Here is a 25,777-nt window from a genome sequence, read left to right on the forward strand (position 1 = left end):
CAACCGCACCCGTGTGGGCGACTTCACGCCCGCGCACAACGGCGCGACACGCTCGGGACGGGTGAGGCAGTATGGCCCGCGATGCGCAGAGGACTCGTACACGTACTGGCTTGGTCGCTCGCCACCGGCGCGGCGGTCACGCTGTCGTGGTGGGGTGTCCACACGGTGATGGCGGGCACCGTGTACGACCGCCCTCGTGCCCTGCCCATCACGGCCGCCGACGCGACGACGCAGGAGTCGAAGCCGCTGGCGTCGTCCACGAACCGGCCGACCCCGTCGAAGGGTCCGTCGAGCCCCGCGAGCCCTTCGCCGAAGCCGACCGCGAAGCCCCGCACCCCCACCCCCTCGACGGCACCGTCGAAGAACCCCAGCCCCTCCCCCGCCACGTCCGGCCAGGTCAAGAGCTACGACACCGACGGCGGCCGGGTGGTCTTCGACATCGGCGCGAGCGACGCGTCCCTCGTCTCGGCCACGCCGGGTGCGGGCTGGTCGATGCAGGTGTGGAAGACGGAGACGTGGATCCGGGTGGAGTTCAGCGTCGGCGCGGACCGGGTGTCGGTGTTCTGCACCTGGCACGACGGCCCGCCGCGGGTGGAGATCGGGGACTACTGAGTCACCGGCACCCCGTCACCGGAACACCGACGGGGGCGGGGCCGGAGAGGCCACCGCCGCGAGGTCGGTCACGGGCACGGCGCCACCGGTGAAGTCGGTGAGCGCCTTGCCGTGCTCCACGCGCGCGGGGTGCGGGTCGGAGGCGGCGCCGCGGGTCAGTTCGGCGACCGGCAGCGGGCGGTCGGAGGCGACGAGGACGGCGTTGCCGAAGCGCTTGCCGCGCAGTACGGCCGGGTCGGCGACCAGGGCGAGCTCCGCGAACCGGTCGGCGGCGGTGGCGATCTGGCCGCGCAGATGCGCGAGCGGCGGGCCGTCGGCGAGGTTGGCGGCGTACACACCGCCCGGCGCGAGTGCCCTGCGGACGTCGTCGAGGAACTCCGTCGAGGTCAGGTGGGCGGGGGTCCGGGTCCCGCTGAAGACGTCGGCGATGACGAGGTCGGCCCACCCGTCGGGCACCTTGGCGAGCCCGTCCCGCGCGTCCGTCGACCGCACCCTGATCCGGGCACCCGGATCCAACGGCAGTTCCCTGCGTACCAGTTGGACAAGGGCGGCGTCCCGCTCGACGACCTGCTGGGTGGACCGGGGCCGGGTGGCGGCGACATAGCGGGCGAGCGTGAAGGCGCCACCGCCGAGGTGCACGGCCCGTACGGGCCTGCCCGGTGGGGCGACGAGGTCGATGACGTGCCCGAGGCGACGCTGGTACTCGAAGGAGAGGTGGGCCGGGTCGTCCAGGTCGACGTGCGACTGAGGGGCCCCGTCGATGAGGAGGGTCCAGGCCCGGGCGCGGTCCGGGTCGGGTATCAGTTCGGCGAGGCCGCCGTCGACGCGCTCGACGACCGGCTCGGCCGCGGCCGACCGGCGCCTGGCGTTCCTGGACTTTCCCATGCGGTCATTGTCGCAAGCGGCTCGCGGCGCCGCCCGGGCAGCGCCGTCACCGGCAGTTGTCGGCCGCCTCCAGCAGCCGCGCGGCCTCGCCCAGTGCCGCCCGCAGCACCGCGGGATCCGTCGCCAGGTCGGCCTCGCCGGGCGGCAGGAGCCAGTCCGAGCCCTCGACGGGCGGCTCGGGGTTGAGGTTCAGGCTCAGTCCGCGGCCGTCGGTCTCCGTGCAGGTGCTGCCGGGCACGTCCCAGGCGGCCGCGGTGCCCGACGGGACCACGAAGCCGAGGGTGTCGCCGCCGCCGTCGTGCAGTACGGGCCCCACCGCGTCCCCGCCCGTCCCGCGTCGCAGGATGTCGACCGCCTCCAGTCCCTGCCGCGCCGGAACCGTGACCACGTCGCAGCCCGCCTCCGGTGGCTCGCCGCACTCCGCGGCCGGCGCGTGCCCCGCCGTCGTCGACGGCGTATGCGGAGCGATGCTCTGGCTGGTCTCCATCCCGACCTCCACCACGGAACCCCTTGTGCAGTCCGAGGAGTTCAACGCGCCGCGAAGTCAACGGCTACGGCGGAAGTCCGCCGCAAAGGATGGCAGTTCATGGCAGATCACGTATGAGATATCCGTTTTGTAGCCAAACACTGCGTGGCGGGTCCGCTACAGCAGGTACGTTCATGCCCGCCGACAGCAAGGGCACCACACGGATATTCGGTACGGACATTCGACACGGGTGTTCGGTACGGACACCGGGCTCAACTCGCCCCCGCTCCGGCATGGTTCGACGGTTCGCATGAGAGGACCCGGCCATGGCGTCGTCAGAGCTGACCTCGTCCCAGCCCACCCGGCCACCGAGGCCGAATCTCGCATTCCGGCAGTTGCGCGGCCAGCGCTCGCCGGCCGAGTTCGCCGCGGTGGTACGACGGGCCGCTCGCGAGATCGGTGAGCGGGTCAGCTGTGACGCGCGTTACGTCGGGCGGGTCGAGGCCGGCGAGATCCGCTGCCCCAACTACGCGTACGAACGGGTGTTCCTGCACATGTTCCCCGGCCGCACGCTCACCGACCTGGGCTTCGCGCCCCGCTCGTCCGTACGCGGACGCCGGGCGCTCAACGCCGAGGACGCGCCCCTCGTGCACACCACGAGCCCGGCGTGCGCCACCAGTGAGACATGGGGTGGCCACGAGCCGTATGACCCGCAGAACCCGTACGCATCGCACGACCCGTGCGGGCCGGAACAGAACCACCAGAACCACGAGAACCACCAGAATCACGAGATCCACGAGGAGAGCGACGTGCTGCGTCGCGCATTCATGACCGGCGGGGGCGCCACAGTGGCCGCCGCCTCGCTGAGCCCGCTGGGGCTCGCCTTCGACGCCGCGGCCGTCGAGCGTCCCGTCCGGCGTGTCGGAGGACACGAGGCGGACGCGCTCGAAGAAGCGGTACGCCGTATCCGGCTGCTCGACGACCGGCACGGCGCCGACGGCCTCTACCGGCGCGCGGCGGCCCCGCTGCGGGCCGCGTACGAGCTGCTCGACGCCGGTACGACCCGGCAGGCGATCGGCGACCGGCTGCACTCCGGCGCGGGCGAACTGGCCATCTCGGTGGGGTGGCTGGCGCACGACTCGGGCCGCTTCGACGACGCCCGCTCGCACTACGCGGAGGCGCTGGCGACGGCCCGGATGGCGGGCGACCCGGCGCTGGAGGCACACGCCTTCTGCAACATGTCGTTCCTGGCCCGGGACGCGGGCCGGCCGCGTGAGGCGGTACGGGCGGCACAGGCCGCGCAGCGCGCCGCGCGCCCCCTCGGCTCCCCCCGCCTGATGTCGCTGCTGTCGCTGCGCGAGGCGGGCGGCTGGGCCGGGCTCGCCGACCGCACCGGCTGCGAACAGGCCCTCGTCCGCGCGCAGGCCCTCTATGGGCGGGGCGACTGTGAAGCCGACCCCGAGTGGATGAGCTTCTACGGGGAGGCCGAGCTGGAGGTGCTGGAGGCGCAGTGCTGGTCGATACTGGGCAACTGGCAGCGGGCGGCGCGGCACGCCGGGCGGGCGGCCCAGCTCCAGGATCCGCACTTCACGCGCAACATCGCGCTGTACACGGCGGAGCTGGCGGACGACCTGGCCCGGGGCGGGTGCCCGGACGAGGCGGCGGCGGCCGGGATGCGGGTGCTGGACCTGCTCGACCAGGTGCAGTCGTCGCGGGTCCAGACGATGCTGGCGGGCACGGCGCGGGTGCTGCTGCCGCACCGGCGGGCGAGTGGTGTGTCGGCTTTTCTGGAGCGGCACGCGAGCGCGCCCCGCATGGCGTGACCGGCAGGGCCCGCGCTCGACGGGCTACAACGCCAGGTGCCCCAGGTCGTTCCAGCTCTCGATCGCCGGTTCCCCGTACGCCCATCCCAGCACCGACAGCGACGTCGGGTTCAGCCGGATCCGTGCCGCGAAGTCGAGCGGCAGGCCCAGCCAGCGCGCGCCTATGGACCGCAGGATGTGCCCGTGCGCGAAGACCAGCACGTCGCGGTCGGCCTCGCGTGCCCATGCCACCGCCTCGTCGGCCCGGGCCGTCACCTCGGACAGGCTCTCGCCCTCCGGTACGCCGTCGCGCCAGATGAGCCAGCCGGGACGCACGGCCTGGATCTCCGTGGGCGTCATGCCCTCGTATGCGCCGTAGTCCCACTCCATGAGCGTGTCCCAGGTACGCGCTCGTTCCCCGAAGCCGGCGAGCTCGCACGTCTCACGCGCGCGTGAGAGCGGGCTGGTGCGGATCTCGACCTCCGCGAGGCCGTCGTACGGCGGCCGGTGCAGGCGCTCGCCCAGCAGCTTCGCGCCCCGGCGGCCCTCCTCCAGGAGCGGCACATCGGTCCTGCCCGTGTGCTTGCCGGACAGCGACCAGGCCGTCTGTCCGTGCCGGGCCAGCAGGATGCGCGGTGCCATGAAGGTGTGCCCTTCCGAGAGAAATGAGAGGCGAGACCCGTCCATCATCCCGCACGCTGTGCGGGGGCAACCCGGGGGGCGATCTCTGCGTCTTGAGGGCCGGGGCGCCCGAAGGGGGCGCGCGCGAACACCGTAAAGTGGTACGACCGGTCAACCGGGCGCCGCGACAAGAAGGGGGAGGCGATCGGATGCCACACGCCGAGACAACTGGCGTGGAGGCGACGCCGCGGACCCGCCTGCGCTGGTGGACCGAGCTGCCGCTGATACTCCTGGTCTACGCCTGCTACTCGGCGGGCCGGCTCCTCGCCCGGGGCGATGTCAGCCATGCCGTCGACCACGGCCTGGCGATCCTGGACATCGAGAAGGCCCTGTACCTCAACGCGGAGCACCCCCTCAACCGCCTCTTCACCCGCGAGCCCTGGCTCGGCGTCCCCGCCGACTTCTGGTACGCGTCGCTGCACTACCTGGTCACCCCCGCGCTCCTGGTCTGGATCTTCCGGTCCCGCACCGTCCGGTACCGCGCGGCCCGCACCTGGCTGATGACGTCGACCTTCATCGGCCTGATCGGCTTCACCCTGCTGCCCACCTGCCCGCCCCGGCTGCTCTCCGCGAGCCACGGCTTCGTGGACACGATGGCCCAGTACAGCTCGTACGGCTGGTGGGGCGGCGCGGCGAGCGCGCCGAAGGGCATGGGCGGCATGACGAACCAGTACGCGGCCATGCCGAGCCTGCACGTCGGCTGGGCGCTGTGGTGCGGGGTGATGCTGTGGCGGTACGGCGGGACGCGCCTGACGAAGGTGGCGGCCGTCGCCTACCCGCTGATCACCACGATCGTCGTGATGGGCACCGCCAACCACTACTTCCTCGACGCGGTCGCGGGCGCCGCCGTGATGGGCGTCGGGCTGCTGCTGACGCCGTACGTCCTGCGGACCGCGGACCGGGTCCGGGCCCGGTTCGGGGCGCAGGCCTCCTCCGTCGCGACGGCCGGGACGGGCTCCGTCGGCACGGTCGCGAAGGGTACGCGCGAGACCGTCACCGTGGCCTCGGACGACACTTCTTCCTCGATTGTCAGTGGCGGATGCCAGACTTCCGCGGGTGAGCGAATTCCACGGCAGCGCGAGTCCCGGCTCGGATCCGGAGCCGAGCCGAGTGCCTCTCCCCAGGACGCGGGGGACGGCGCTCCGGCACCGGCTCGCTGAGCTGCGCGGTCCCGACGTACCGGCCAAGGCGCTCGACGCGCGCGCCCTGGCCGCCCTCGCCGCCAACCCCGGCTGCAAGCGGCGCGCGATCCTGGACGGCGCCGGGGTGAACAAGGCGGCCCTGGCGAGCGCGCTGGGCTCGCCGTCGGCCTTCGGCCAGTCGCAGTTCGCCCTCACGCGCGGCAACGCCTTCGAGGCCAAGGTCAAGGCGGACGGCGGCGCGGAGCTGCTGCGGCTGGTCCACGAGAGACTGGACCGCACCGCCGAACCGCCCGCCCACGCGCGTGTGCCCGAGCTCACCGCGACCGGCCCCGAGGGTCGCACGGCCCGTACGGCGCTGGCCCTGCGCGAGGCCACCGAGGCCCCTGGCGAGTGGACGCTGCTCGACCACCCCATGCTCGCGCTGGACGTCGCCGGCTCGCCCGCCTTCCTGGAGCCGGACGCGGTGGTCGTGCACCCGGACGGCAGCTGGACGGTCGTGGAGATCAAGTCCTTCCCGATGCTGGACGGTTCGGCGGACCCGGCGAAGGTCGGCGCTGCCGCACGGCAGTCGGCGGTGTACGTACTGGCGCTGGAGCAGGTCGCCGCCCGGCTGAACCCCGCCCCGCGGGTGCGCCACCGGATCTTCCTCGTCTGCCCCAAGGACTTCTCCAACCACCCCACCGCCTCCGCCGTCGACGTCCGCAAACAGCGCGCGGTCACCGCCCGTCAGCTGGCCCGTCTCACCCGCATCGAGGACATCGCCGACGGCCTCCCCGACGGCGTCTGCTTCTCCCCCGAGCTGCCCGCCGCCGACCTGACGGCGGCCGTCGAGTCGGTTCCGGCGACGTACGCGCCCGATTGTCTGTCCGCCTGTGAGCTGGCCTTCCACTGCCGCGCCCGGTCGCGCGCGTCCGGCGCGGTGACGTCGCTGGGCCGTTCGGTACGGGCCGAGCTGGGCGACCTGACGACCGTCGAGAGCGTCCTGTCGGCGGCCCGCGGCGAGTCCGGTGACCCGGACGATCCGGCGGTGGCGGCCCTGCGCAGGGCGGCGCGGCTGCGGGCGGAGGCCCTCGGCCTGGAGGCGGTGGCCGCGTGTCGCTGATCTCCACCCTCGCCCGGCTGGAAGCCGTCAGCACGGGCCGCGCCCAGCCCGCCGCGACCGTCCGGCACCGGCGGCTGTCCGAGCGGCCCCTGGTCTTCGTGCCGCTCACCACCGCCGGTGAGGCCGGCGCCCCGCTCGGCGCGCTCGTCGGCACGGACCGGGACGCCCCGCACCTGCTGGTCGTACCGCAGCCGCGCGACCGCGACCTCAGGTTCGCGTTCCTGTCCGAGCTGGCCGACGTCGTCCTGCCGTACATCGACACCTATGCCGAGAACGTGGAGGCGGCCGAGCGCAGCGAGACCGATCCGGAGACCGGCAAACGGGTCAAGGTCGAGGTGGAACTGTGCGCGGACGCTCCGCAGTTGATCGTGCCGAGCCGCGCGGGCGTCGACTTCGTACGGCTCCTCGGCCGTTCCATGCGCTTCAGGCGTACGGCGGAACAGGACCCGGAGGCCCCCTACCCGGCGCCTCCGCGCGTGCCGTTGCTCGGCCGGTGGCTGACCCACTTCGCCGAGCGGGCCCGGGTGCCGGGCTCCTCGCTGCTGCTGGCCATGACGGACGTACTGGCCCGGCACTGGGCGACCGGCCAGTCCACGCTGGAGGACCAGCACCTCGGCGCACTGCTCGCCTGGATCGATCCGCCGGACGGCGAGACGGGCGCCGAGGCGGCCCTGCGCGCGGAACTCGCGCGGGACCGGGACGGCCAGCTGCTGTGCCCGCCCGCCGGTCCCGCCACCGACCCGGCGTTCGACAACAAGCTGCTCGCCCCCGCCATCGAGCGCTACGACCGTGCCCGCACCGCCCTCGCCGCCGCCGAGGACGGGCTGGAGGCGGACGACCGGCTCGGTGACCTGACCGCCGCCGAGCGGGAGATCCGCGCCCTCGTGGCGAGCCGGACCCGGCCCACCTGGGACGCGGTGTGGCGGGGCCTCGACCGCCTGCGGGAGCTGCCGGAGGCCTCGCGGGTCGAGGAGCGGTGGACCCGCGACCGCTGGTCCTTCACCGGGCACCGCGACCGCGTGATCGCCGGCGAGCCCCCGCAGCCGCGCCGCGACGACGCGGTCACCGCCGCCAACAAGCTCGCCGCACGCGAGCGCGAACAGGCGCGGCTGGAGGCGCAGGAGGCACTCGACGACCCGCTGGTGATGGCGGGGCGGCGGCTGTCCGGGGAGGCGTTCGCGGGCGAGGTCACCAATGTCGTGATGGCGTACAGCGAGGGCAAGCGGCCCAGTCCGCGCCCACTGGTCACCGTTCGCACGGATGACCGACCGCATCTGGGCGAGCGGGCGAAGGTGTTCCGGTCGCTGGGCGGGAAGCCTCAGTCGGCGGAGTTCGTCGGATACGAGGGGGAAGCCACGGACGACAGTGCGCTGATCGTGCTGCGGGTGCTGGACAAGATGGGCCGCGGCAAGGAGCCGGAGGAGGGATCGGTGCCCGAGAAGGGCGACGTGCTGTGCTTCACGCTGTTCGAGCACGAGCAGCGGGGCGGCGCGAAGCTGCCCGACCCGGAGCAGACGCCGTGGACGCACGGCGGGCCGCCCGGGGAGCCGGAGTCCGAGGCCGCCGATCCGCTGACCGAGGAGGACGTGCTGTGACCACCGTGTTCGACCCCGGTGCCGCGGCCACCGAGGCCACCGACGCGATCCTCCACGACACGCTGCACGGCACCGCGCGCGGTGTCGTCGTCGACTCCCCGCCCGGCGCCGGCAAGTCCACGCTCGTGGTCCGCGCGGCCCTCGAACTCGCCGACGCCGGGCGCCCGCTGATGGTCGTCGCGCAGACCAACGCCCAGGTCGACGACCTGGTGCTGAGGCTCGCCGAGAAGAACCCCGAGCTGCCGGTGGGCCGGCTGCACAGCAGTGACGCCGACCCGTACGACAAGGCGCTGGACGACCTGCCGAACGTACGCAAGTCCGCGAAGGCGGGCGAACTCGGCGGCCTCTCGGTCGTCATCTCCACGGCGGCCAAATGGGCGCACGTGAAGGTGGACGAGCCCTGGCGGCACGCGATCGTGGACGAGGCGTACCAGATGCGCTCGGACTCGCTGCTCGCGGTGGCCGGCCTGTTCGAGCGGGCACTGTTCGTCGGCGACCCCGGCCAGCTGGACCCCTTCTCCATCGTCGGCAGCGAGCAGTGGGCGGGCCTGTCGTACGACCCGTCGGCCTCCGCCGTCACCACCCTTCTGGCCCACAACCCCGAGCTGCCCCAGCACCGCCTGCCGGTCTCCTGGCGGCTCCCGGCCTCCGCCGCGCCGCTGGTCTCCGACGCCTTCTACCCGTACACCCCGTTCCGCAGCGGCACGGGCCACGACGACCGCCGCCTGTCCTTCGCGGTCCCGTCGGACGGCACGGGCCCCGACCGGGTGATCGACGAGGCGGCGGAGTCGGGCTGGGGCCTGCTGGAGCTGCCCGCCCGGCACACCCCGCGCACGGACCCCGAGGCGGTACGGGCGGTGGCTATGGTCGTCCGGCGCCTGCTGGACCGGGGTGGCGCGGCGACGTCGGAGCGCTCACCCGACGCCGCGCCCCTCACCGCCGACCGGATCGCGGTCGGCACGGCCCACCGGGACCAGGCGGCGTCGGTCCGGGCGGCGCTGACCGAGCTGGGCGTGACGGACGTCACCGTCGACACCGCGAACCGCCTCCAAGGCCGCGAGTACGACGTGACCGTGGTCCTCCACCCCCTCTCCGGCCGCCCCGACGCCACCGCCTTCCACCTGGAGACAGGCCGCCTGTGCGTCCTCGCCTCCCGCCATCGGCACGCCTGCATCGTCGTGTGCCGGGCAGGGGTGAGCGACCTGCTCGACGACTATCCGTCGACGGAGCCGGTGCAGTTGGGAACGCTGGTGAAGTTTCCGGACGGCTGGGAGGCCAACCACGCGGTGCTGGCCCGGCTGGCGGAGCACCGGGTGAGGTGGCAACCGTGAACGCCACCCACACCCACCCAACCGGCTCCACCACAACACCACCCCTCCGCCGGACGGAGTCCGGCACGCCGCCGGAGGCGGCCGATGAACACAGCCCGGACGGCTGGGAGGCCAACCACGCGGTGCCGGCCCGGCCGGCGGAGCACCGGGTGAGGTGGCAACCGTGAACGCCACCCACACCCACCCAACCGGCTCCACCACAACACCACCCCTCCGCCGGAGGCGGCCGATGAACAGAGGCCAACCACGCGGTGCCGGCCCGGCCGGCGGAGCACCGGGTGAGGTGGCGGCCTGACTGAACCCCACGGCACCCCCTCTGACCTGCGCTCGACGCCCCCTTGCGCGGGCGCGGGACAATGGACGGTGGATCGGTCCGCAGATGGCATTGGTGGTCCACGAGATCCGAGATCGCCGACGTAGGAGAAGGAGAAGACATGGCGGAGCCCACGCCGCGTCGGAACGAACCGCGGCTACGCCCCGCGCCCCTGCTCTTCGAGCCCGCGCAGGTGGCGGCCGACCCGGAGCACTTCTTCGACCTGGAGTCGATCGACGACCCGCGGGCGCTGCTGACGCGGGCGACGGAGCTGACGCAGGCGTTCCGGGCGGCGACCGACCGTGCGGTGGAGTTCCAGGCCATCGCGGCGGCCCAGCTGGCGGATCCCCGGCGGTTCGACCGGCTGACGCCCGCCGACATCGCCGCGCGGGCGGAGTGGACCGAGGACTATGCCAAGAAGATGGTGGAGTTCGGCCGGGATCTGATGCGGGGGGTCGAGGGTCCCGGGCACGTCGACCCGGTGTGACCCTGCCTCCCGGCGCCCCGGAACAGTCGATGGCATATGCCAGGCGGGCAAGGTACGCCCTGCCACCCCGCGCTGTCCCGATTTCCCGGAACTCTCGGGAACGGCCCGCTCACCGTCGGTAGATGTAGCTGCCATGAGCAGCGCACCCAACGCCCCCTCCTCGACCGCCTCCCTCACCGCGGACGGCGCCGCCTGGCTCGCCTCCGCAGAACCGTATCCGCGCAGCGCCCGGGCCTTCTGGGACGAGCGGCCGACGGCCCCCATGGTGCTGGCCTGCGGTTCCGTCTTCGACGTCGTGAGCGCACCCGCGGTCTTCGGGCGCCGGATGGTCGACCAGCTGTGGGAGGAAGGGCCCGGATCGGGGCCGGTGGCGATGTTCCGGGGGCGGATGCTCCTGTTCGCCGCGCCCGGCACGGCCCAGCGACTGCCGTCGCTGCTGCGGTGGGAGGAGTTCGGCCGCGCGGGTGACGTCCCGGCGCTGCTGTGTCATGGCACCGGAGACGCGGTGACCGTCCCGGCCCGGTTCGCCGCCGACACCCCCTCCGGCGCCCGCTGGCTGGTCGCCCCGGACACGCGTAATCCCTGGTTGCCGGGGCCGGAGGTGCTGCTCTGGGCGGCTGTGCGGGCGGCCCGGGCGGCGGTGCGGATATCGATTTTTCCCCACCCCGATCAGGATGCTAAGGTCTACGACGTCAGCAGGCGCCGCTAGCTCAGTTGGTTAGAGCAGCTGACTCTTAATCAGCGGGTCCGGGGTTCGAGTCCCTGGCGGCGCACAGACGGTGAAAGCTCCTCGCAACCGCGAGGGGCTTTCGCATTTGGGGAGAGTCCTCCCAGCCTCACAGAGGTGAAAGCCCCCGTCGAAGCGGCTAGCTGTCCGCTTTGCCCCCGGCGCACAAGCGGCCCGCGCGGCGTACCGCTGTCATCCGGCGTACGTCTGTCCGGTCACGCGACCCTTTGCCCGGCGCACGCGCTACCCGATCGCTGTGATCCGCACGGTCCACGCCCCCGAGACCGTCCGCCCTTCCACGTCCACCCGCACGCCCTCCTCCGGCACCGTGAAGCTCTCGCCCAGGCCGACCGGCGCGTCCGCGAGGGGTGGGTACACGGACTCCTCCCAGCAGGCCTCGCTGTGCGGATGGGCGTCGATCACCTCGACCGGCCCGCCCCCGGACTCGGTCTGACTGCGCACCCGGTACACCAGCACCCCGGGCCGGCAGGCCCGCATGTCGTTGCCCACCGGGCCACGCACCTCGAAGGCCAGGGCGCTTTCCGTGCCGGTGGGGACGACGGCCAGCTTGATGCCGTTGCCCAGTCCGAAGCCCGGGACACCGCCGTGCGCCCCGGCCGTGCCGTACTCGCCGAGCGCGCCCTGCGTGCCGAACGCGTCGGGGGCCCCGGGCGACCCGCCCGCCCCGAACGCGCCGGGCGGTCCGGCCGCACCCGTCCGCACCGGAATCCCCGGCGCCGCGGACAGCGGCTCCAGCGTCAGCCGTACGGGCCCGCCGCCCCGCCCCTGCACGCACACCACCTGCCGCGGCTCCAGCCACCCCAGCTTCCACTTGTGCCAGCCGAACAGGTCCGGCGCCATCCCGAACTGGCTGCCCATCAGGTCCCAGTCGCCGACATAGGTGTCCCAGTCACCCTTGCCGTCGACCGGGCGGTGGTACAGGTCGGGCAGGTCGAAGACATGGCCGGTCTCGTGGGCGAGGACCAGCCGGTCGGGCGGATGGTTCTCGAAGACCGTGACGACGCGCCGGATGTCGGTGCCGTCGGCCCGCAGCGGGGCGTCCAGATTGACGACCTTCGTGGCGTCCGAGTCGACACCGGGCGCGTCCGGGTCGGCGACGAAGTAGACGATGTCGTAGCGGGAGAAGTCGACCTCCCGGTCCGCCGCCGCGAGCGCGTCCCGCAGATAGGCGGCCCGGTCGTCGACCCGCCAGTCACGCTGTATGGCGTACGCCGTGGACGGCCTCGGCATCCGGATCCAGTGCCGGAGCGGATGCGGGCGCAGGGTGAACCTGCCGTAGGAGGCGCGTTCGAAGAAACGGGTGGTGGCCGGGAAGTGGTCGGCCGTCAGTTCGGCGGGTGTCGTCTGGGGAGCCGCGTCCGGGAAGGACAGGAACACCATGACCGCGTCGAGCTCCCGGGTCGGACGCGGATAGGCGGCGTTCCAGGTGTCCAGACCCTCGGAGTGGTGGGCCGCGGTCCGCTTCAGGGCGCAGGGCGCCGTGTCGAACGGTTCGGCGACCGAGGGTCCGGCGACCAGGGAGGTCGCGGCGAGCGCCGACATCGTGGTGAACACGGCCGCGGTGCTGCGCAGTCGGTGCCGGTCCCGCAGCAGGCCCGTCCCACGGAGCAGGGGGAGCTGACGCGGCACGGGGACCTCCGGAGCGGTTCGCGGAACACCGCATCCACCCTGTGTCGGATTGTCGTACTACGTCCTGTTCAGCTGCACCGGACGGGTGAGAGGGCCGAGGGATCGACAGAACCGACACCCCCGAATCGCTCACGGAACGTCACAACTGGTCGGGGGTTCGAAGAAGCTGTCCAGGTGCGGGCAGAAACGATCTGTCAGAAGAGCGCGTCACGCGGGAAGACTGGACAGTAGGTGGAAGGCCTCCGGGCCAGCCTCTATGATCGGCACACTTTCCTGACACTTTCCTGCACGGACACGGCCCGGCGGCCGCAGGGGGCACCCCCGTCCAACCGGCCGGCCATTCCGATGAGACCCATCCGAAGATCGAGTGCACTGCGGGAGCGAGCGGTGAGCGGAACGTCCGAAGGGCCGACGCCCGCGGCAGGCCTTATCGGGGCAGCCGTCACAGAGAGTAACCTACAGCCATCCCTTGGTACCGGAGCGCCACCCCGTGTCGCCACCGGGCTGCCATCCCCTTCCTGGCCCTACTCCTCCGCGTTCTCCGCCGCGCCTCTCGCGATGGCCGTGGTCGACCGCGAGGGCCTGGTGACCGACGCCAACGCCTCCTTCGCCGACCTGCTGGGCACGGCCCCAGGTGAGCTGGCCGGGTCCCTCGCCGCGGACCTGGTGGACCTCGCCTCCGACGCCCGCGCCTGGCACGCGTACCGCGAGGTGCTGCGCGGCCGCCAGGCCCAACTGCGCTGCACACGGCGCCTGAAACACCCGGACGGACACTCCCTGTGGGTCCAGGTCACGGTCGCGCCGCTGCCCGGCGAGGAGCCCGGCGGTGTCCTGCTCTCCGTCGAGGACATCAGCGACCACCGTGAACTCCAGGCCCGGCTGCGGCACTTGGAGATGCACGACCCGGTGACCCGGCTGCCCAACCGCACCCTGTTCTTCGAGCGGTTGTCGGCAGCACTGGAGGTGGAGTCGTACGACGAAAACGGCACCACCGGCCGAATCGGCCTGTGTTACCTGGACCTTGACGGCTTCATGGCGATCAACGACACCCTCGGCCATCGCGTCGGCGACAAGCTGCTGGCCGCCGTGGCCGAACGGCTCACGCACTGCGCCGAGGAGGCCGGCCGGACCCGGTCGATCCCGCCGCTGGTGGCCCGGCTCGGCGGGGACGAGTTCGCCCTGCTCGTCGAGGACTCCACGGGTACCGAGCAACTCGCCGACCTCGCGGAGTCGGTGCTCGCCGCCCTGCGGGCCCCCTTCGACCTGGGCGGCCGGCGCCTTTCGGTGTCGGCCTCGATCGGCGTCGTGGAACGCCAGGCCGCCGGAACGACGCCCTCCGCCCTGATGGCCGCCGCCGACACCACGCTGTACTGGGCGAAAGCCGACGGCAAGGACCGCTGGACGCTCTTCGACCCCGAGCGCAACGCCCACCTCATGACCCGCCAGGCCCTCGCCTCCACGCTCCGCCCCGCCATCGAGCGCGGTGAGTTCGCGCTGGAGTACCAGCCGCTGGTCAGCATGGAGGACGGACGGCTGCGCGGGGTCGAGGCGCTTGTCCGCTGGAATCATCCTCAGTTCGGCGTACTGGCGCCGAATCGGTTCATCGGACTGGCCGAGGAAGACGGTTCGATCGTGCCGCTCGGCCGCTGGATCCTGGCGACCGCCTGCCGCCAGGCACAGGCCTGGCAGCTGGCCCACCCCGACGAACCGCCGATCTTCGTCAGCGTGAACGTCGCCGTCCGCCAGGTCTGGGACTCCGACCTGGTGGCGGACGTGGCCCGGATCCTCGACGAGACCGGACTCGCCCCGCATCTGCTCCAGTTGGAGCTGACCGAGTCGGCGGTGATGGGCTCGGCGGGACGGCCGATCCAGGACCTCCAGGCCCTCAGCGACATGGGCGTGCGCATCGCGATCGACGACTTCGGCACCGGCTACTCCAACCTCGCGTATCTGAGCCGACTGCCGGTCTCGGTCCTGAAGCTGGACGGTTCCTTCGTACGGGGCTTCCAGTACGAGAGCGAGAACAACGCCGCCGTCCCGCCGAACCCGGCCGACGAGGTCGTCGTCGAGGCGATGATCGATCTGGCCCATCGGCTGGGGCTGACCGTCACCGCGGAGTGCGTGGAGACGCTGGCGCAGGCCTCGCGGCTCCGGCGGATCGGGTGCGACACCGGGCAGGGGTGGCTGTATTCGCGGCCGGTGTCGCCGGATCGTATCTCCGAGTTGCTGGGCGTGCAGGTCTGACGCCTCGGGGAGCCGTCGGGTCAGGTGGTCGGCAAGTCGTAGGCGTCCGCGATGAGTTCGTACGAACGTAGGCGTACGTCCATGCCGGGGGCGTTGCTCGTGATCATCAGCTCGTCGGCGCCGGTGCGCTTGTGGAGGTCGTCGAGGCCGGTGCGGACCTCGTCCGGGGTGCCGTGGACGACGTTGGCGTTCCAGGAGTCGGCGAACTCGCGCTCCAGCGGGGTGAATTCGTAGGCCTCGGCTTCCTCGACGCTGGGGATCAGGCCGGGGCGGCCGGTGCGCAGGCGGATCATGCTGAGGGCGGCGGCCTTCACCTGGCGGCGGGCCTCCTTCTCGTCCTCGGTGGCCAGGGCCGATACGCCGATGAGGGCGTAGGGGCGGTCCAGGACGGCCGAGGGCTGGAAGGACTCGCGGTACAGGTCCAGGGCCGGGATCGTGTTGCGGGCCGAGAAGTGGTGGGCGAAGGCGAAGGGCAGGCCGAGGGCCGCGGCGAGGCGGGCGCTGAAGCCGGAGGAGCCGAGCAGCCAGATCGGGGGGCGGTGCGGGGACTGGACGCCGCCCGGGGACGTCGACTGGACGGGGCCGGGGACGGCGTGGATACGGCGGTAGGGGTGGCCGTCGGGGAAGTCGTCGTCGAGGAAACGGGTGAGTTCGGCGAGCTGTTCGGGGAAGTCGTCGGCTCCTTCGTCGAGGTGGTCGGTGCGGCGGAGGGCGGCCGCTGTGGCGCCGTCCGTGCCGGGGGCTCGGCCGAGGCCGAGGTCGATACGGCCGGGGGCCATGGCTTCCAGGGTGCCGAACTGTTCCGCGATGACGAGGGGGGCGTGGTTGGGGAGCATCACGCCGCCTGAGCCGAGGCGGATGCGGGTGGTGTGGGCGGCTATGTGGGCGAGGATCACGGCGGGGGACGAGGAGGCCACGCCGGGCATGGAGTGGTGTTCTGCGACCCAGTAGCGGTGGAAGCCGCGGGACTCCGCGAGGCGGGAGAGCTGGACGCTGGTGCGGAGGGCGTCGGTGGCGGTGTGGCCCTGGCTGACTGTCACCAGGTCCAGTACGGAGAGGGGGGCCGGGGCGGTGCCTTGTGGGGTGGCCCTGATCTCTGCTGCCGGCACTTGTGCCTCCTGCGGTTGTCGTGTGGTGTGCGTTCGGCGTTAACAGGAGGGTGGCTCCGGTTTATTCCTTCGCCCCCGCCGCCCCTACCCGTCCCATCCCTCGAAGGGGCTCCGCCCCTTCCACCCCACTGGGGCTGCCGCCCCAGACCCCGCCATCGGCCCGAAGGGCCTCGTCCTCAAACGCCGGACGGGCTGGGAGCGCCCGGGCAGGCGAAGCCCCTGCGGGCGGGTGGGGGATCGGGACGGCGAAGACCTCGCCCTCACACGCCGGACGCCGGGAGGGTGAGGGGGGCGGTTCGGCGGCGTCCCGAAAGGGGCGCGGGGAACTGCGCGACCAGCCCCCCGGGCCGTTGGTCGAACGATCAGCGCAAGCCACCATGGCGCGGCTTTCGAGGCCGGCCTCCTGGCCGATCAAGGTTGGGGAGTTCGTCATACCTGCACGATCGGTTCCCTTGTGAACAGGGAGCCCAGTTGCGGAGCGTTCACGCGGCGGTCGGTGAGGCGGAGGGCCTCCCAGACGGTGACCTGGTTGGCGGTGAGGACGGGCTTGGAGAGGAGGTGTTCCAGGGCGGGGAGGTGGGAGGCGGTGTGGAGGGCCGTGTCGGGGAGGAGGACCGCGTCGGCGTCGGGGTGGTCCGCCTCCCGAGCGAGGGTGAGGAGTTCCTTCTCGCCCCAGGTGCCTACCTCCACCGCCGTGATGATGCCGGAGCCGCGGACCGACACCACCTCCGTGCCGGCCGCGCGGAGGAAGTCCGCGAAGAGCCCGGCCACGTCGTCCGGGTACGTCGCGCCGATCGCCACCCGCCGCACCCCGAGTTCCTGAACCGCGTGCGCGAAGGCGAAGGACGTCGACGACGCCGGCATGCCCGCCGTGACGGCGAGGGTGCGCACCTGCTCGTGGGCGCCCTCCCAGCCGTAGACGAAGCTGCCGCTCGTGCAGGCCCACACGACCGCCTCGGCGCCGGTCAGCCGCAGCGCCTCCACGCCCTCCGCGAGCCGCTCCGCCGAACCCATCCGCAGCAGTGCGTCCACGCGGTGCGCGTCCTCGCCGATGTCGGTGTGCACCAGGTCGAGGCGGATGTCGCTGGCGAGCAGCTGTTCGATGCGCGGGTAGTCGTCCTCGGCGGAGTGGCCCGGGTAGAGAAATCCGAGTGCGGTCATGTCAGCCCTTCTGCTGCTCGCCTGCTCGCTGCTTGCTGCTTGCTGCTTGCTGCTTGCTCTCTTACTGCCTGATTCGCCGGTGTCTCCTACTGCTGTTCCTGTTCAGGTAGATCCGGCACCTCCGGAAGCGCCGCACCGCCACGCGCCGCCGGGTCGATCCGTGCCGCCGGGTCGATCAGCGCCTGGTACGGCCCCACCGCGCGAGTACCCAGCCGACGCAGCGCAGCCCACATCGTCACCTGGTTGGCCGAGAGAACCGGTATGCGCAGTTCCGCCTCCAGCTGGGGGATCACGTCGTAGGTGGGAAGGTTGGTGCAGCTGATGAAGAGGGCGTCGGCGGCACCGCGTACGGCCTGGCGGGCCATGTCGGCCACATCGCGGTACGGCACCTTCCAGATGTGCCGGGTCAGGCCCATGAAGGCACACCCGGTGACCATGGTCCCGGCCTCCGCGACGTACTCCTCCAGCGCCCTCGTCACCGACACGGTGTACGGGGTGACAAGGGCGACCCGTCGTACGCCGAGCTCGGTCAGGGCCTCCAGCAGCGCCCCGGACGTGGTGACCGACGGCACCGCGCCCGCCCTGGTCATCGCCTCGCACATCGCCCGCTCGCCCGCGATGCCGCCGACGAAGCTGCCGGAGGTACAGGCGTAGGCGACCACTTCGGGGGCGATGGCGGTCAGGGTGCGGACGCCGTCGCTCAGCGTCTCGTGCTCGCTGACGATGCGGGCCAGATCGAGGCTGACCTCGACCGGCACGTAGGGCGTTCGGGTCAGATGCAGCGAGACCTCGTCCGGCACCCAGCGCCAGAGCTCCCGGTCCAGCGCGAAGTCGAAGGGGGCGACGACTCCGACCCCACGCTGGGGTCGAGGTCCGCCGAGGAAGGAGATGTCCAGGCTGCTCATGGCAGGCACCGCCCTCACTACGAGATACGGGTGAGCAACGGACCGTACGTTCGCCCGTGTTGACGAAGGTAGGTTCGGGTGCGAGCGTGGTCAAACCTCGCATGTCAGACGGCCATCCCTTCCAGTAGAACGCCGGGAATCCACCCCCGCACGCCCCCCGAATCAATCCGGCGCACAACCCCGACATTCGCCCCCGCGGGCCCCGTCAGACGGCCCCACCACCCCGGAGAGACGCCCCGCATGACCGCACCCACCCCCGGTCCGCCGCCCGCCTCCGACACCCCGCCCACGCTTCTGGTCCTGGACGCCGATCCTCTCCCCCGCCTCGGCCGCCTCACCGGTCGCGCCCGCGTCGAGCACACGAACGAGGCCACACTGGCCGAGCGGCTGCCGTACGCCGATGTGCTCCTGGTCTGGGACTTCACCTCGCACGCCGTACGGCACGCCTGGCCCGGTACGGGTCCGCGGCCGCGCTGGGTGCATACGGCGAGTGCGGGCGTGGACCATCTGATGTGCCCGGAGCTCACCGAGTCCGACACCGTGGTCACCAACGCCCGCGGGATCTTCGACCAGCCGATCGCGGAGTACGTCGCCGCGCTGGTGCTGGCGATGGCGAAGGACCTGCCGAGGACGCTGGAGCTCCAGGGCGCCCGGGAGTGGCGGCACCGTGAGGGTCAGCGGGTCGGCGGCACGCGTGCGTGTGTGGTGGGGTCCGGGCCCATCGGGCGGGCGATCGTCCGCACGCTCAAGGCGCTGGACATCACGACCGCCCTGGTCGGCCGGGCCCCGCGGACCGGCATCCACGGTCCCGAGGACCTCGACCGGCTGATCGCCCGCGCCGACTGGGTGATCGCGGCCGCGCCGCTCACCGAGCAGACGCACGGCATGTTCGACGCCCGCCGCTTCGGGGTGATGCAGCCGTCCGCCCGGTTCGTCAACGTCGGTCGCGGGCAGCTGGTCGTCGAGGACGCGCTGGCCGAGGCCCTGGGCAAGCGGTGGATCGCGGGGGCGGCGCTCGATGTCTTCGAGCATGAGCCGCTGACCCCGGACAGTCCGCTGTGGGACGTCCCGAACCTGATCGTCTCGCCGCACATGAGCGGCGACACGATCGGCTGGCGGGATGAACTCGGCCGTCAGTTCGTGGAGTTGTACGAGAGGTGGGCGGCGGGCAGGCCACTGCTGAACGTGGTCGACAAGCAGCGCGGGTACGTACCCGGACGTTGATGTCCACAGCTGGAGGGCGACGCATGACGGACCTGACCGAACTGACCGAACTGACCGCCGTACAACTCCTCGACGGCTACCGGGAAGGGGAGTTCAGTCCCGTCGACGCCACCCGCGCCGCCCTGGAACGGGCCGAACAGATCCAGCCGGAGGTCAACGCCTTCGTGCGCCTCACAGCCGACGAGGCCCTCGCGCAGGCCGAGGCGTCGGCCGAGCGGTGGCGGCGCGGTGAACCGGCCGGGCTGCTCGACGGGGTTCCGGTCACCGTGAAGGACATCCTGCTGATGCGGGGCGGTCCGACGCTGAAGGGTTCGAAAACCATCCCGGAGCAGGGCCGTTGGGACGAGGACGCGCCCTCCGTGGCCCGGCTGCGCGCGCACGGCGCCGTGTTCCTCGGCAAGACGACGACGCCCGAGTTCGGCTGGAAGGGCGTCACCGACTCGCCGCTGGCCGGCGTCACCCGCAACCCGTACGACCCGACCCGCACCGCGGGCGGCTCCAGCGGCGGCGCGGGAGCGGCGGTGGCGCTCGGCGCGGGGCCGCTGGCGCTCGGCACGGACGGCGGCGGAAGTGTGCGGATCCCCGCTGCCTTCTGCGGGATCTTCGGCCTGAAACCGACGTACGGCCGCATCCCGCTCTACCCGGCGAGCGCCTTCGGCACGCTGGCGCACGTCGGCCCGATGACCCGTGACGCGGCCGACGCGGCGCTGCTCCTGGACGTCATCGGCACACCCGACTCCCGCGACTGGTCGGCGCTTCCGCCGGCGCCGGGCCCCTTCGCGGCCGGCCTGGGCGGCGGGGTGCGTGGTCTGCGGGTCGCCTACTCGCCCTCGTTCGGCGGCCAGGTGGCGGTGCGTCCGGCTGTCGCGGCGGCGGTGCGGCGGGCGGTGGAGCGGCTGGCGGGGCTGGGGGCGTACGTCGAGGAGACCGACCCGGACTTCACGGACCCGGTGGACGCCTTCCACGCCCTGTGGTTCACGGGGGCGGCCCGGGTGACCCAGCATCTCGGGCCGCACCAGCGGGAGTTGCTCGACCCGGGGCTAAGGGAGATCTGCGGGGTCGGCGCCCGGCTCACCGCGCTCGACTATCTGGCCGCGGTCGACGTGCGCATGGAACTCGGGCGCCGGATGGGCCGCTTCCACGACACCTACGACCTCCTGGTCACCCCGACCCTTCCGCTCACTGCCTTCGAGGCGGGCGCCGAGGTCCCGAAGGGTTCGGGGCATCGCCGGTGGACCGGCTGGACACCGTTCACCTACCCCTTCAACCTCACCCAGCAGCCGGCGGCCACCGTCCCCGTCGGCACCGACGGGGACGGCCTGCCGATCGGCCTGCAGCTCGTGGCCGCCCGGCACCGGGACGATCTCGTCCTGCGGGCGGCGCACACGCTCTACGAGGCCGGTGTGGCCGGGCTCACGCCCGCCGGAAGCTGAGGGACTCCCCCAGCGCCCCGGACCGCCACAGGTCGTTGCAGCCCTGGGCCATCTCCTCCAGGCCCTCCACGACCTGGCCCCAGACGATGCCGGGCACCCAGCCCACGTCGCCGTTCATGAGCAGGTTGTTGCGCTCGTAGAACAGGGCCAGGTCGACCACCGTCGTACCCGGGCGGACCTCACGGTCGTAGCCGTAGGACTTCGTGCCCAGTTCCGTGCCCGCGAAGGCGAAATAGCACAGATCGCCCGGGATGGGGGTGACTGTCGGGTTTTCCAGGGGCGGCTCCGTTTCCGCGAAGGGCGGGAAGAGGGCGTAGATCTCGTTGCGGGCGTATTTCGCGTGGTAGACGTCGCCGGTCAGGGGCAGGGCGTCCCAGACGGCCGCGCAGGTGAGCGGGGCGCGGTCGTCCAGGAGTTTGGCGGTGCAGTGGATGCCCCGCTTGACCAGCGACACCTCGATGAACCGTTCAGTCATGCAGTCCACTGTGCATACATCGCGTGGTCTCGGGTAGCCGCGCCGCCATGGCTCCACCACTGGAACATGTCGAAACACATGTCGGACACAGATCGGGCAAACCAACCCGCCGGTCGCTGCTCGCGGGGGTGGCGGCGCTCGGCGCGCTGGGCGCGGCCGGCTGCTCACGCGTGGCGACGGCCTCCACGAAGGAGGGCGGCGAGCTGCTGGAGCGGCTGCGGGCCGCCGGCGTCGTACGGCTCGGGATCGCGGGCGAGATCCCCTTCGGGTACATCGACAAGAACGGTGAACTCACCGGCGAGGCACCCGAGCTGGCCCGGGTCATCTTCAAGCGGCTCGGCGTGGACCGGGTGCAGCCCGTGCCCACCGAGTTCGGGTCGCTGATCCCGGGGTTGCGCTCGCAGCAGTTCGACGTCGTCGCCGCCGGGATGTATGTCAATCCCGAGCGCTGTGAGCAGGTCATCTTCTCCGACCCCGACTATCAGATGCTCGACTCCTTCATCGTGCGCAAGGGCAACCCGAAGGGGCTGCACGACTACAAGGACGTCGTCGAGAAGAAGGCCAAGTTCGCCACCGGGACCGGCTATGCCGAGATCGCGTACGCCGTCGAGGCGGGGTACAAGGAGAGCGACATCCTCATCGTCCCGGACCAGGTCGCGGGGCTGAACGCCGTCGAGGCGGGGCGCGTCGACGTCTTCGCCGGTACGGCGCTGACCACCCGTGAGGTCGTCAAGAAGTCGGCCAAGGCGGAGGCCACCAAGGCCTTCGCGCCCCTCGTCGGTGGCAAACCGCACGTCGACGGCGGCGCGTTCGCCTTCCGGCCGACCGAGACCGCGCTGCGGGACGCCTTCAACGTCGAGCTGCACAAGCTCAAGAAGAGCGGCGAGCTGTTCCGCATCCTCAAGCCGTTCGGCTTCACCGAGGCCGAGATGACCGACCTCACCGCCAAGGAGCTGTGCGGAGGGGGAGCGGGCTGATGACCTCGGGACTCTGGGAACTCGTACTCAACGGGATATGGATCACCGTCCAGCTGCTGGTGCTGAGCGCCCTGGTGGCCACGGCGGTCGCCTTCGGGGTCGGCATGGCCCGCACCCACCGGCTGTGGATCGTCCGCTTCCTCGCGGGCGTCTACACCGAGGTGTTCCGCGGGACCTCCGCCCTGATCATGATCTTCTGGGTGTTCTTCGTGCTGCCGGTCGCGTTCGGCTGGCAGCTGGTGCCCCTGTGGGCCGGCACCCTCGCGCTCGGGCTGACCTACGGGGCGTACGGCGCCGAGATCGTGCGCGGCGCCCTCAACGCGGTCGACCCGGCGCAGCGGGAGGGCGGGATCGCGCTCAGCTTCACGCCGTGGCAGCGGATGCGGCTGATCCTGCTGCCGCAGGCGGTGCCGGAGATGATCCCCTCCTTCACCAACCTGCTGGTGGAGCTGCTCAAGGGCACCGCGCTGGTGTCCGTCATGGGCATGGGCGACCTGGCCTTCAGCGCCAACCTGGTACGCCTCGCGCTCCAGGAGAGCGCGGAGATCTACACGTACATCCTGCTGATCTACTTCGTCATAGCCTTCCTGCTCACACGCGGCATGCGCGGACTGGAACGCCGGCTCAAGGCCGGGGTCGGCAAGGAGGTCGGGCGTACGCCCGATCAGGAGCTGCACCGTCCTGAGACGACCGGTGTGGGCGCGGGAGGTGCTCTCGGATGACCTGGGACTGGGGCGCTGTCGCCGACTTCATGCCGAAGTTCTGGGACGGGCTGCTGCTCACGCTGCAGATCCTGGCCCTCGGCTCGCTGATCTCGTTCGCGCTGGGCCTGGTGTGGGCGCTGCTGATGCGCACGCCGACCCGCTGGGTGCGCTGGCCGGTCGGGGCGGTCACGGAGTTCATCCGTAACACCCCGCTGCTGGTGCAGCTGTTCTTCCTCTTCTACGTGCTGCCCGAGTGGGGCGTCACCGCCTCGGCGCTGACCACCGGCGTCTTCGCGATCGGGCTGCACTACTCGACGTACACGATGCAGGTCTACCGCGCCGGCATCGAGGCGGTGCCCCCCGGCCAGTGGGAGGCCGCGACGGCGCTGAACCTGCCGGTCACGAGGACCTGGCGGGTGGTGATCCTGCCGCAGGCGATCCGCCGCGTGGTGCCGGCCCTCGGCAACTACGTCATCGCGATGCTCAAGGACACCCCGATCCTGATGACGATCACGGTCATGGAGATGCTCGGCGAGGCGCGGCTGTTCGCGCAGCAGAACTTCCAGTTCACCGAGCCCCTGACGGTCATCGGTGTGGCCTTCATCCTCATCGCCTATCCGGCCTCCCTTCTCGTACGAGCCCTGGAGCGACGCCTTGTCCGCTGACACCCCGCTGATGAAAGATCCCGACGCGAGCGCCAACCCTCCGGTGGACGGCACCGAGCTGATCCGGTTCGAGCAGGTCACCAAGCGGTTCGGGACGAACACGGTCCTCGACCATCTCGACTTCTCCGTGAACTCCGGCAAGCACGTCACCCTGATCGGCCCGTCCGGCTCCGGCAAGACGACGATCCTGCGGCTGCTGATGACGCTGCTCAAGCCGGACGAGGGCACGATCACGGTCGCCGGGGAGAAGCTCTTCCCGGCATCGGAGAAGCAGATCCGCGAGGTCCGCAAGAACATCGGGATGGTGTTCCAGCAGTTCAACCTGTTCCCGAACATGTCGGTGCTGCGCAACATCACCGAGGCCCCGGTCACCGTCCTCGGCCTGTCCAAGGACGAGGCGGAGGCCCGCGCCCGTGAGCTGCTCGACATGGTGGGCCTCGCCGACAAGTGCGACGCCCGTCCGACGCAGCTCTCCGGCGGCCAGCAGCAGCGGGTCGCGATCGCGCGGGCGCTGGCCATGCGGCCGCAGGTGCTGCTGCTCGACGAGGTGACCTCGGCGCTCGACCCGGAGCTGGTCGCGGGCGTCCTGGACGTGCTGCGGGACATCGCCCGCACCACCGACATCACGATGCTCTGTGTGACCCACGAGATGAATTTCGCCCGGGACATCTCGGACCAGGTCCTGATGTTCGACTCCGGTCGGGTGATCGAGTCGGGCAGCCCGGAAAAGATGTTCAACGACCCCGAGAACGACCGTACCCGGGAGTTCCTCAGCGCTGTGCTGTGAGTCTGTGCTGTGAGTCTGTGTCGGGCTCGTGACCTCGGCATATGCCAGAGTGCCGGTACCGCGGTCGGGGCCGTCGCAATCTCGTCAACAAGCGCTCACTACAAGCCTCTTGCCCGTTATCGTGAAGGAGATTGGCCGACCCGAACCGAACCCTGACCATGAGAAGCGACGTGCGACCGCAGGGGGAATCGTGGCGCTCCAGCACGAGCCGACGACGCCGCACCACTCGGCCCAGGACGCCCTGCGCGTCCTGGAGACCGTGGCACGGCACAGCACCGGAGTCACCGACACCGAACTCGCCCGGCACACCGGCATCAACCTGGAGCGCTTGACCGGCCTTCTGCTGATGCTGCGCCGCGAGGGCTACGTCGAGCAGGTCGGCGACGGCGCGTATGTGACGGGCGCCGCGCTGACCCGCCTCGGTTCCGCCCAGGGCCGCGAGCAGGCCCTGCGGGAACACCTCCAGGGCACCCTGGACCGGCTGCGTGACTCGGTCGGCGCCGCCGTCTACATCAGCCGGTACGTCGACGGCGAGATCAGGATCGACCAGTTCGCCGCCGGTCCGGCCACCCCCGTGGTCAACGAGTGGGTCGACTTCCGCTACTCCGCCCACGCCACCGCGATCGGCAAGAGCCTGCTCGGCCAGCTCGATCACAACGGCCGGCGCGACCATCTCTCCCGGCACAAGATGGCCCGCCTCACCTCGCGCACGATCACCAGCGACCGGGTCCTGCTCTCCCGCCTGGATTCCCAGCCGCCGACGGTCCCCCACCTCGACCTGCAGGAGTACGCGGTGGGCACGGTGTGCGCGGCCGTCCCGATCACGGCCGGCTCGTCGGTGGGCTGCCTCGCCCTGTCCCTCCCGGTCGAGCACGCCCACCGGCTACGCCGGGCGGCGGACACCCTGAACCGGAACGCGGCGCCGGTGCTGCTGTCGCTGGCGATCTAGGAACGCCGCCCCGCAGGGGTGCTGCCCGGCCGCGCACGGCGGTGGTCAGAAGCACCCCTCGGGACCAGGTAGTATTTTCTTCGTCGCCAGCCGCGAACCCCCTGGGAACGCGGTCGGCGGGAGTCATGCGCCGCTAGCTCAGTTGGTTAGAGCAGCTGACTCTTAATCAGCGGGTCCGGGGTTCGAGTCCCTGGCGGCGCACCGGTGAAGGGCCTCTCGTGGGAGCGGGAGGCCCTTCGGCGTACACGGGCCCAGCAGGAACGGCCGGGGGCCCGGGGGTTGCCCCCGGGAAATGCAGCATCAGCGGGTCCGGGGTTCGAGTCCCTGGCGGCGCACCGGTGAAGGGCCTCT

At 71.8% G+C, this 25,777-nt stretch carries 24 protein-coding genes and 2 tRNA genes; 18 read left to right on the forward strand and 8 right to left on the reverse strand.

The genetic code is table 11. The features are described from left to right. Nucleotides 1-81 precede the first annotated feature (81 nt). A complete protein-coding gene (locus tag ACZ4UU_RS14730) occupies nt 82-612 on the forward strand; it encodes a hypothetical protein (RefSeq protein ID WP_468039860.1) in 531 nt (176 codons plus the stop codon). Between the two features lie 15 nt (nt 613-627). Here the strand turns inward: ACZ4UU_RS14730 and ACZ4UU_RS14735 are convergent, their stop codons facing one another. Together ACZ4UU_RS14735 and ACZ4UU_RS14740 are read right to left on the reverse strand one after the other, a co-directional pair. After that, nucleotides 628-1,497 carry a spermidine synthase gene (locus tag ACZ4UU_RS14735; protein ID WP_468039862.1) on the reverse strand — a complete coding sequence of 290 codons (870 nt, stop codon included), beginning with the start codon at nt 1,495-1,497 and terminating at the stop codon, nt 628-630. Nucleotides 1,498-1,543: 46 nt separating this feature from the next. Then, nucleotides 1,544-1,984: a hypothetical protein gene (locus tag ACZ4UU_RS14740; RefSeq protein WP_468039864.1), complete on the reverse strand. Its 441-nt coding sequence runs from the start codon at nt 1,982-1,984 to the stop codon at nt 1,544-1,546. A 305-nt stretch (nt 1,985-2,289) separates the two neighbouring features. Between ACZ4UU_RS14740 and ACZ4UU_RS14745 the strand changes: the two genes are divergently transcribed. After that, on the forward strand, nt 2,290-3,786 hold the full coding sequence (locus ACZ4UU_RS14745) for a hypothetical protein (RefSeq protein ID WP_468039866.1): 1,497 nt from the start codon (nt 2,290-2,292) through the stop codon (nt 3,784-3,786). Nucleotides 3,787-3,810: 24 nt separating this feature from the next. Here the strand turns inward: ACZ4UU_RS14745 and ACZ4UU_RS14750 are convergent, their stop codons facing one another. Continuing rightward, nucleotides 3,811-4,407 carry a histidine phosphatase family protein gene (locus ACZ4UU_RS14750; RefSeq protein ID WP_468039868.1) on the reverse strand — a complete coding sequence of 199 codons (597 nt, stop codon included), beginning with the start codon at nt 4,405-4,407 and terminating at the stop codon, nt 3,811-3,813. A 188-nt stretch (nt 4,408-4,595) separates the two neighbouring features. On the opposite strand from ACZ4UU_RS14750, the gene ACZ4UU_RS14755 reads away from it, so the two are divergent. The 7 genes from ACZ4UU_RS14755 to ACZ4UU_RS14785 all read left to right on the forward strand — a co-directional run bounded on the left by ACZ4UU_RS14755 (nt 4,596) and on the right by ACZ4UU_RS14785 (nt 11,189). Next, a complete protein-coding gene (locus ACZ4UU_RS14755) occupies nt 4,596-5,606 on the forward strand; it encodes a phosphatase PAP2 family protein (protein ID WP_468039870.1) in 1,011 nt (336 codons plus the stop codon). Further along, a complete protein-coding gene (locus ACZ4UU_RS14760; RefSeq protein ID WP_468039871.1) occupies nt 5,557-6,690 on the forward strand; it encodes a hypothetical protein in 1,134 nt (377 codons plus the stop codon). The genes ACZ4UU_RS14755 and ACZ4UU_RS14760 overlap by 50 nt, the downstream gene beginning before the upstream one ends. Continuing rightward, nucleotides 6,681-8,285, forward strand: coding sequence for a hypothetical protein (locus ACZ4UU_RS14765; RefSeq protein ID WP_468039873.1), 1,605 nt, complete (start codon nt 6,681-6,683; stop codon nt 8,283-8,285). The genes ACZ4UU_RS14760 and ACZ4UU_RS14765 overlap by 10 nt, the downstream gene beginning before the upstream one ends. After that, complete coding sequence (locus ACZ4UU_RS14770; RefSeq protein WP_468039874.1) at nt 8,282-9,616, forward strand: AAA domain-containing protein; 1,335 nt, start codon at nt 8,282-8,284, stop codon at nt 9,614-9,616. Before ACZ4UU_RS14765 ends, ACZ4UU_RS14770 begins: the two co-directional genes overlap by 4 nt. Nucleotides 9,617-10,050: 434 nt before the next feature. Next, entirely contained in the window at nt 10,051-10,416 is a 366-nt protein-coding gene (locus ACZ4UU_RS14775) for a hypothetical protein (RefSeq protein WP_062720849.1), read from the forward strand. Between the two features lie 133 nt (nt 10,417-10,549). Then, nucleotides 10,550-11,125, forward strand: a complete 576-nt coding sequence (locus ACZ4UU_RS14780) for a bifunctional DNA primase/polymerase (protein ID WP_468039876.1) — start codon at nt 10,550-10,552, stop codon at nt 11,123-11,125. Then, nucleotides 11,116-11,189: transfer RNA gene (locus ACZ4UU_RS14785), tRNA-Lys, on the forward strand. The genes ACZ4UU_RS14780 and ACZ4UU_RS14785 overlap by 10 nt, the downstream gene beginning before the upstream one ends. Before the next feature lie 197 nt (nt 11,190-11,386). Here the strand turns inward: ACZ4UU_RS14785 and ACZ4UU_RS14790 are convergent. Further along, complete coding sequence (locus tag ACZ4UU_RS14790; protein ID WP_468039877.1) at nt 11,387-12,793, reverse strand: M6 family metalloprotease domain-containing protein; 1,407 nt, start codon at nt 12,791-12,793, stop codon at nt 11,387-11,389. 345 nt (nt 12,794-13,138) lie between these two features. Between ACZ4UU_RS14790 and ACZ4UU_RS14795 the strand changes: the two genes are divergently transcribed. Beyond that, the gene (locus tag ACZ4UU_RS14795) at nt 13,139-15,037 is read left to right on the forward strand and encodes a putative bifunctional diguanylate cyclase/phosphodiesterase (RefSeq protein WP_468039878.1); all 1,899 of its coding nucleotides are present in this window, start codon (nt 13,139-13,141) and stop codon (nt 15,035-15,037) included. Between the two features lie 20 nt (nt 15,038-15,057). Here ACZ4UU_RS14795 and ACZ4UU_RS14800 read toward each other — a convergent pair whose 3' ends face one another. The 3 genes from ACZ4UU_RS14800 to ACZ4UU_RS14810 form a co-directional block, all read right to left on the reverse strand. Continuing rightward, nucleotides 15,058-16,146, reverse strand: coding sequence for an LLM class flavin-dependent oxidoreductase (locus tag ACZ4UU_RS14800; protein ID WP_468039879.1), 1,089 nt, complete (start codon nt 16,144-16,146; stop codon nt 15,058-15,060). A gap of 429 nt (nt 16,147-16,575) precedes the next feature. Further along, nucleotides 16,576-17,307: a maleate cis-trans isomerase family protein gene (locus ACZ4UU_RS14805; RefSeq protein WP_468039881.1), complete on the reverse strand. Its 732-nt coding sequence runs from the start codon at nt 17,305-17,307 to the stop codon at nt 16,576-16,578. A gap of 86 nt (nt 17,308-17,393) precedes the next feature. Further along, nucleotides 17,394-18,203, reverse strand: coding sequence for a maleate cis-trans isomerase family protein (locus ACZ4UU_RS14810; protein ID WP_468040213.1), 810 nt, complete (start codon nt 18,201-18,203; stop codon nt 17,394-17,396). Between the two features lie 249 nt (nt 18,204-18,452). On the opposite strand from ACZ4UU_RS14810, the gene ACZ4UU_RS14815 reads away from it, so the two are divergent. Both ACZ4UU_RS14815 and ACZ4UU_RS14820 read left to right on the forward strand, forming a co-directional pair. Next, entirely contained in the window at nt 18,453-19,436 is a 984-nt protein-coding gene (locus tag ACZ4UU_RS14815) for a D-2-hydroxyacid dehydrogenase (RefSeq protein WP_468039882.1), read from the forward strand. Between the two features lie 32 nt (nt 19,437-19,468). Then, entirely contained in the window at nt 19,469-20,869 is a 1,401-nt protein-coding gene (locus ACZ4UU_RS14820; protein WP_468040215.1) for an amidase, read from the forward strand. Here ACZ4UU_RS14820 and ACZ4UU_RS14825 read toward each other — a convergent pair. Continuing rightward, a complete protein-coding gene (locus ACZ4UU_RS14825; RefSeq protein WP_468039884.1) occupies nt 20,850-21,344 on the reverse strand; it encodes a DUF3830 family protein in 495 nt (164 codons plus the stop codon). The two genes, ACZ4UU_RS14820 and ACZ4UU_RS14825, sit on opposite strands and share 20 nt — an antisense overlap. A gap of 47 nt (nt 21,345-21,391) precedes the next feature. Here ACZ4UU_RS14825 and ehuB point away from each other — a divergent pair, with 47 nt between their 5' ends. The 6 genes from ehuB to ACZ4UU_RS14855 all read left to right on the forward strand — a co-directional run bounded on the left by ehuB (nt 21,392) and on the right by ACZ4UU_RS14855 (nt 25,627). Further along, on the forward strand, nt 21,392-22,321 hold the full coding sequence (gene ehuB, locus ACZ4UU_RS14830) for an ectoine/hydroxyectoine ABC transporter substrate-binding protein EhuB (RefSeq protein WP_468039885.1): 930 nt from the start codon (nt 21,392-21,394) through the stop codon (nt 22,319-22,321). Further along, nucleotides 22,321-23,043 (forward strand): ectoine/hydroxyectoine ABC transporter permease subunit EhuC, encoded by a 723-nt coding sequence (gene ehuC / locus ACZ4UU_RS14835; protein WP_468039887.1) that lies wholly within the window; start codon nt 22,321-22,323, stop codon nt 23,041-23,043. Before ehuB ends, ehuC begins: the two co-directional genes overlap by 1 nt. Then, nucleotides 23,040-23,690, forward strand: coding sequence for an ectoine/hydroxyectoine ABC transporter permease subunit EhuD (gene ehuD / locus ACZ4UU_RS14840; RefSeq protein WP_468039888.1), 651 nt, complete (start codon nt 23,040-23,042; stop codon nt 23,688-23,690). Before ehuC ends, ehuD begins: the two co-directional genes overlap by 4 nt. A gap of 10 nt (nt 23,691-23,700) precedes the next feature. Beyond that, a complete protein-coding gene (gene ehuA, locus ACZ4UU_RS14845) occupies nt 23,701-24,477 on the forward strand; it encodes an ectoine/hydroxyectoine ABC transporter ATP-binding protein EhuA (protein ID WP_468040217.1) in 777 nt (258 codons plus the stop codon). A gap of 190 nt (nt 24,478-24,667) precedes the next feature. After that, the gene (locus ACZ4UU_RS14850; RefSeq protein ID WP_468039890.1) at nt 24,668-25,426 is read left to right on the forward strand and encodes an IclR family transcriptional regulator; all 759 of its coding nucleotides are present in this window, start codon (nt 24,668-24,670) and stop codon (nt 25,424-25,426) included. Between the two features lie 127 nt (nt 25,427-25,553). Then, nucleotides 25,554-25,627, forward strand: a tRNA-Lys gene (locus ACZ4UU_RS14855). Nucleotides 25,628-25,777 lie beyond the last annotated feature (150 nt).

It is taken from the genome of Streptomyces sp. NPDC028907 (genome assembly GCF_055564995.1).

Coding starts and splice junctions, on each gene's coding strand:
- ACZ4UU_RS14825 (WP_468039884.1), bottom strand. CDS start 21,344: ATGACTGAACGGTTCATCGAGGTGTCGCTGGTCAAGCGGGGCATCCAC.
- ACZ4UU_RS14805 (WP_468039881.1), bottom strand. CDS start 17,307: ATGACCGCACTCGGATTTCTCTACCCGGGCCACTCCGCCGAGGACGAC.
- ACZ4UU_RS14780 (WP_468039876.1), top strand. CDS start 10,550: ATGAGCAGCGCACCCAACGCCCCCTCCTCGACCGCCTCCCTCACCGCG.
- ACZ4UU_RS14775 (WP_062720849.1), top strand. CDS start 10,051: ATGGCGGAGCCCACGCCGCGTCGGAACGAACCGCGGCTACGCCCCGCG.
- ACZ4UU_RS14815 (WP_468039882.1), top strand. CDS start 18,453: ATGACCGCACCCACCCCCGGTCCGCCGCCCGCCTCCGACACCCCGCCC.
- ehuD (WP_468039888.1), top strand. CDS start 23,040: ATGACCTGGGACTGGGGCGCTGTCGCCGACTTCATGCCGAAGTTCTGG.
- ACZ4UU_RS14795 (WP_468039878.1), top strand. CDS start 13,139: ATGAGACCCATCCGAAGATCGAGTGCACTGCGGGAGCGAGCGGTGAGC.
- ACZ4UU_RS14740 (WP_468039864.1), bottom strand. CDS start 1,984: ATGGAGACCAGCCAGAGCATCGCTCCGCATACGCCGTCGACGACGGCG.
- ehuA (WP_468040217.1), top strand. CDS start 23,701: ATGAAAGATCCCGACGCGAGCGCCAACCCTCCGGTGGACGGCACCGAG.
- ACZ4UU_RS14750 (WP_468039868.1), bottom strand. CDS start 4,407: ATGGCACCGCGCATCCTGCTGGCCCGGCACGGACAGACGGCCTGGTCG.
- ACZ4UU_RS14745 (WP_468039866.1), top strand. CDS start 2,290: ATGGCGTCGTCAGAGCTGACCTCGTCCCAGCCCACCCGGCCACCGAGG.
- ACZ4UU_RS14730 (WP_468039860.1), top strand. CDS start 82: ATGCGCAGAGGACTCGTACACGTACTGGCTTGGTCGCTCGCCACCGGC.
- ehuC (WP_468039887.1), top strand. CDS start 22,321: ATGACCTCGGGACTCTGGGAACTCGTACTCAACGGGATATGGATCACC.
- ACZ4UU_RS14755 (WP_468039870.1), top strand. CDS start 4,596: ATGCCACACGCCGAGACAACTGGCGTGGAGGCGACGCCGCGGACCCGC.
- ehuB (WP_468039885.1), top strand. CDS start 21,392: ATGGCTCCACCACTGGAACATGTCGAAACACATGTCGGACACAGATCG.
- ACZ4UU_RS14735 (WP_468039862.1), bottom strand. CDS start 1,497: ATGGGAAAGTCCAGGAACGCCAGGCGCCGGTCGGCCGCGGCCGAGCCG.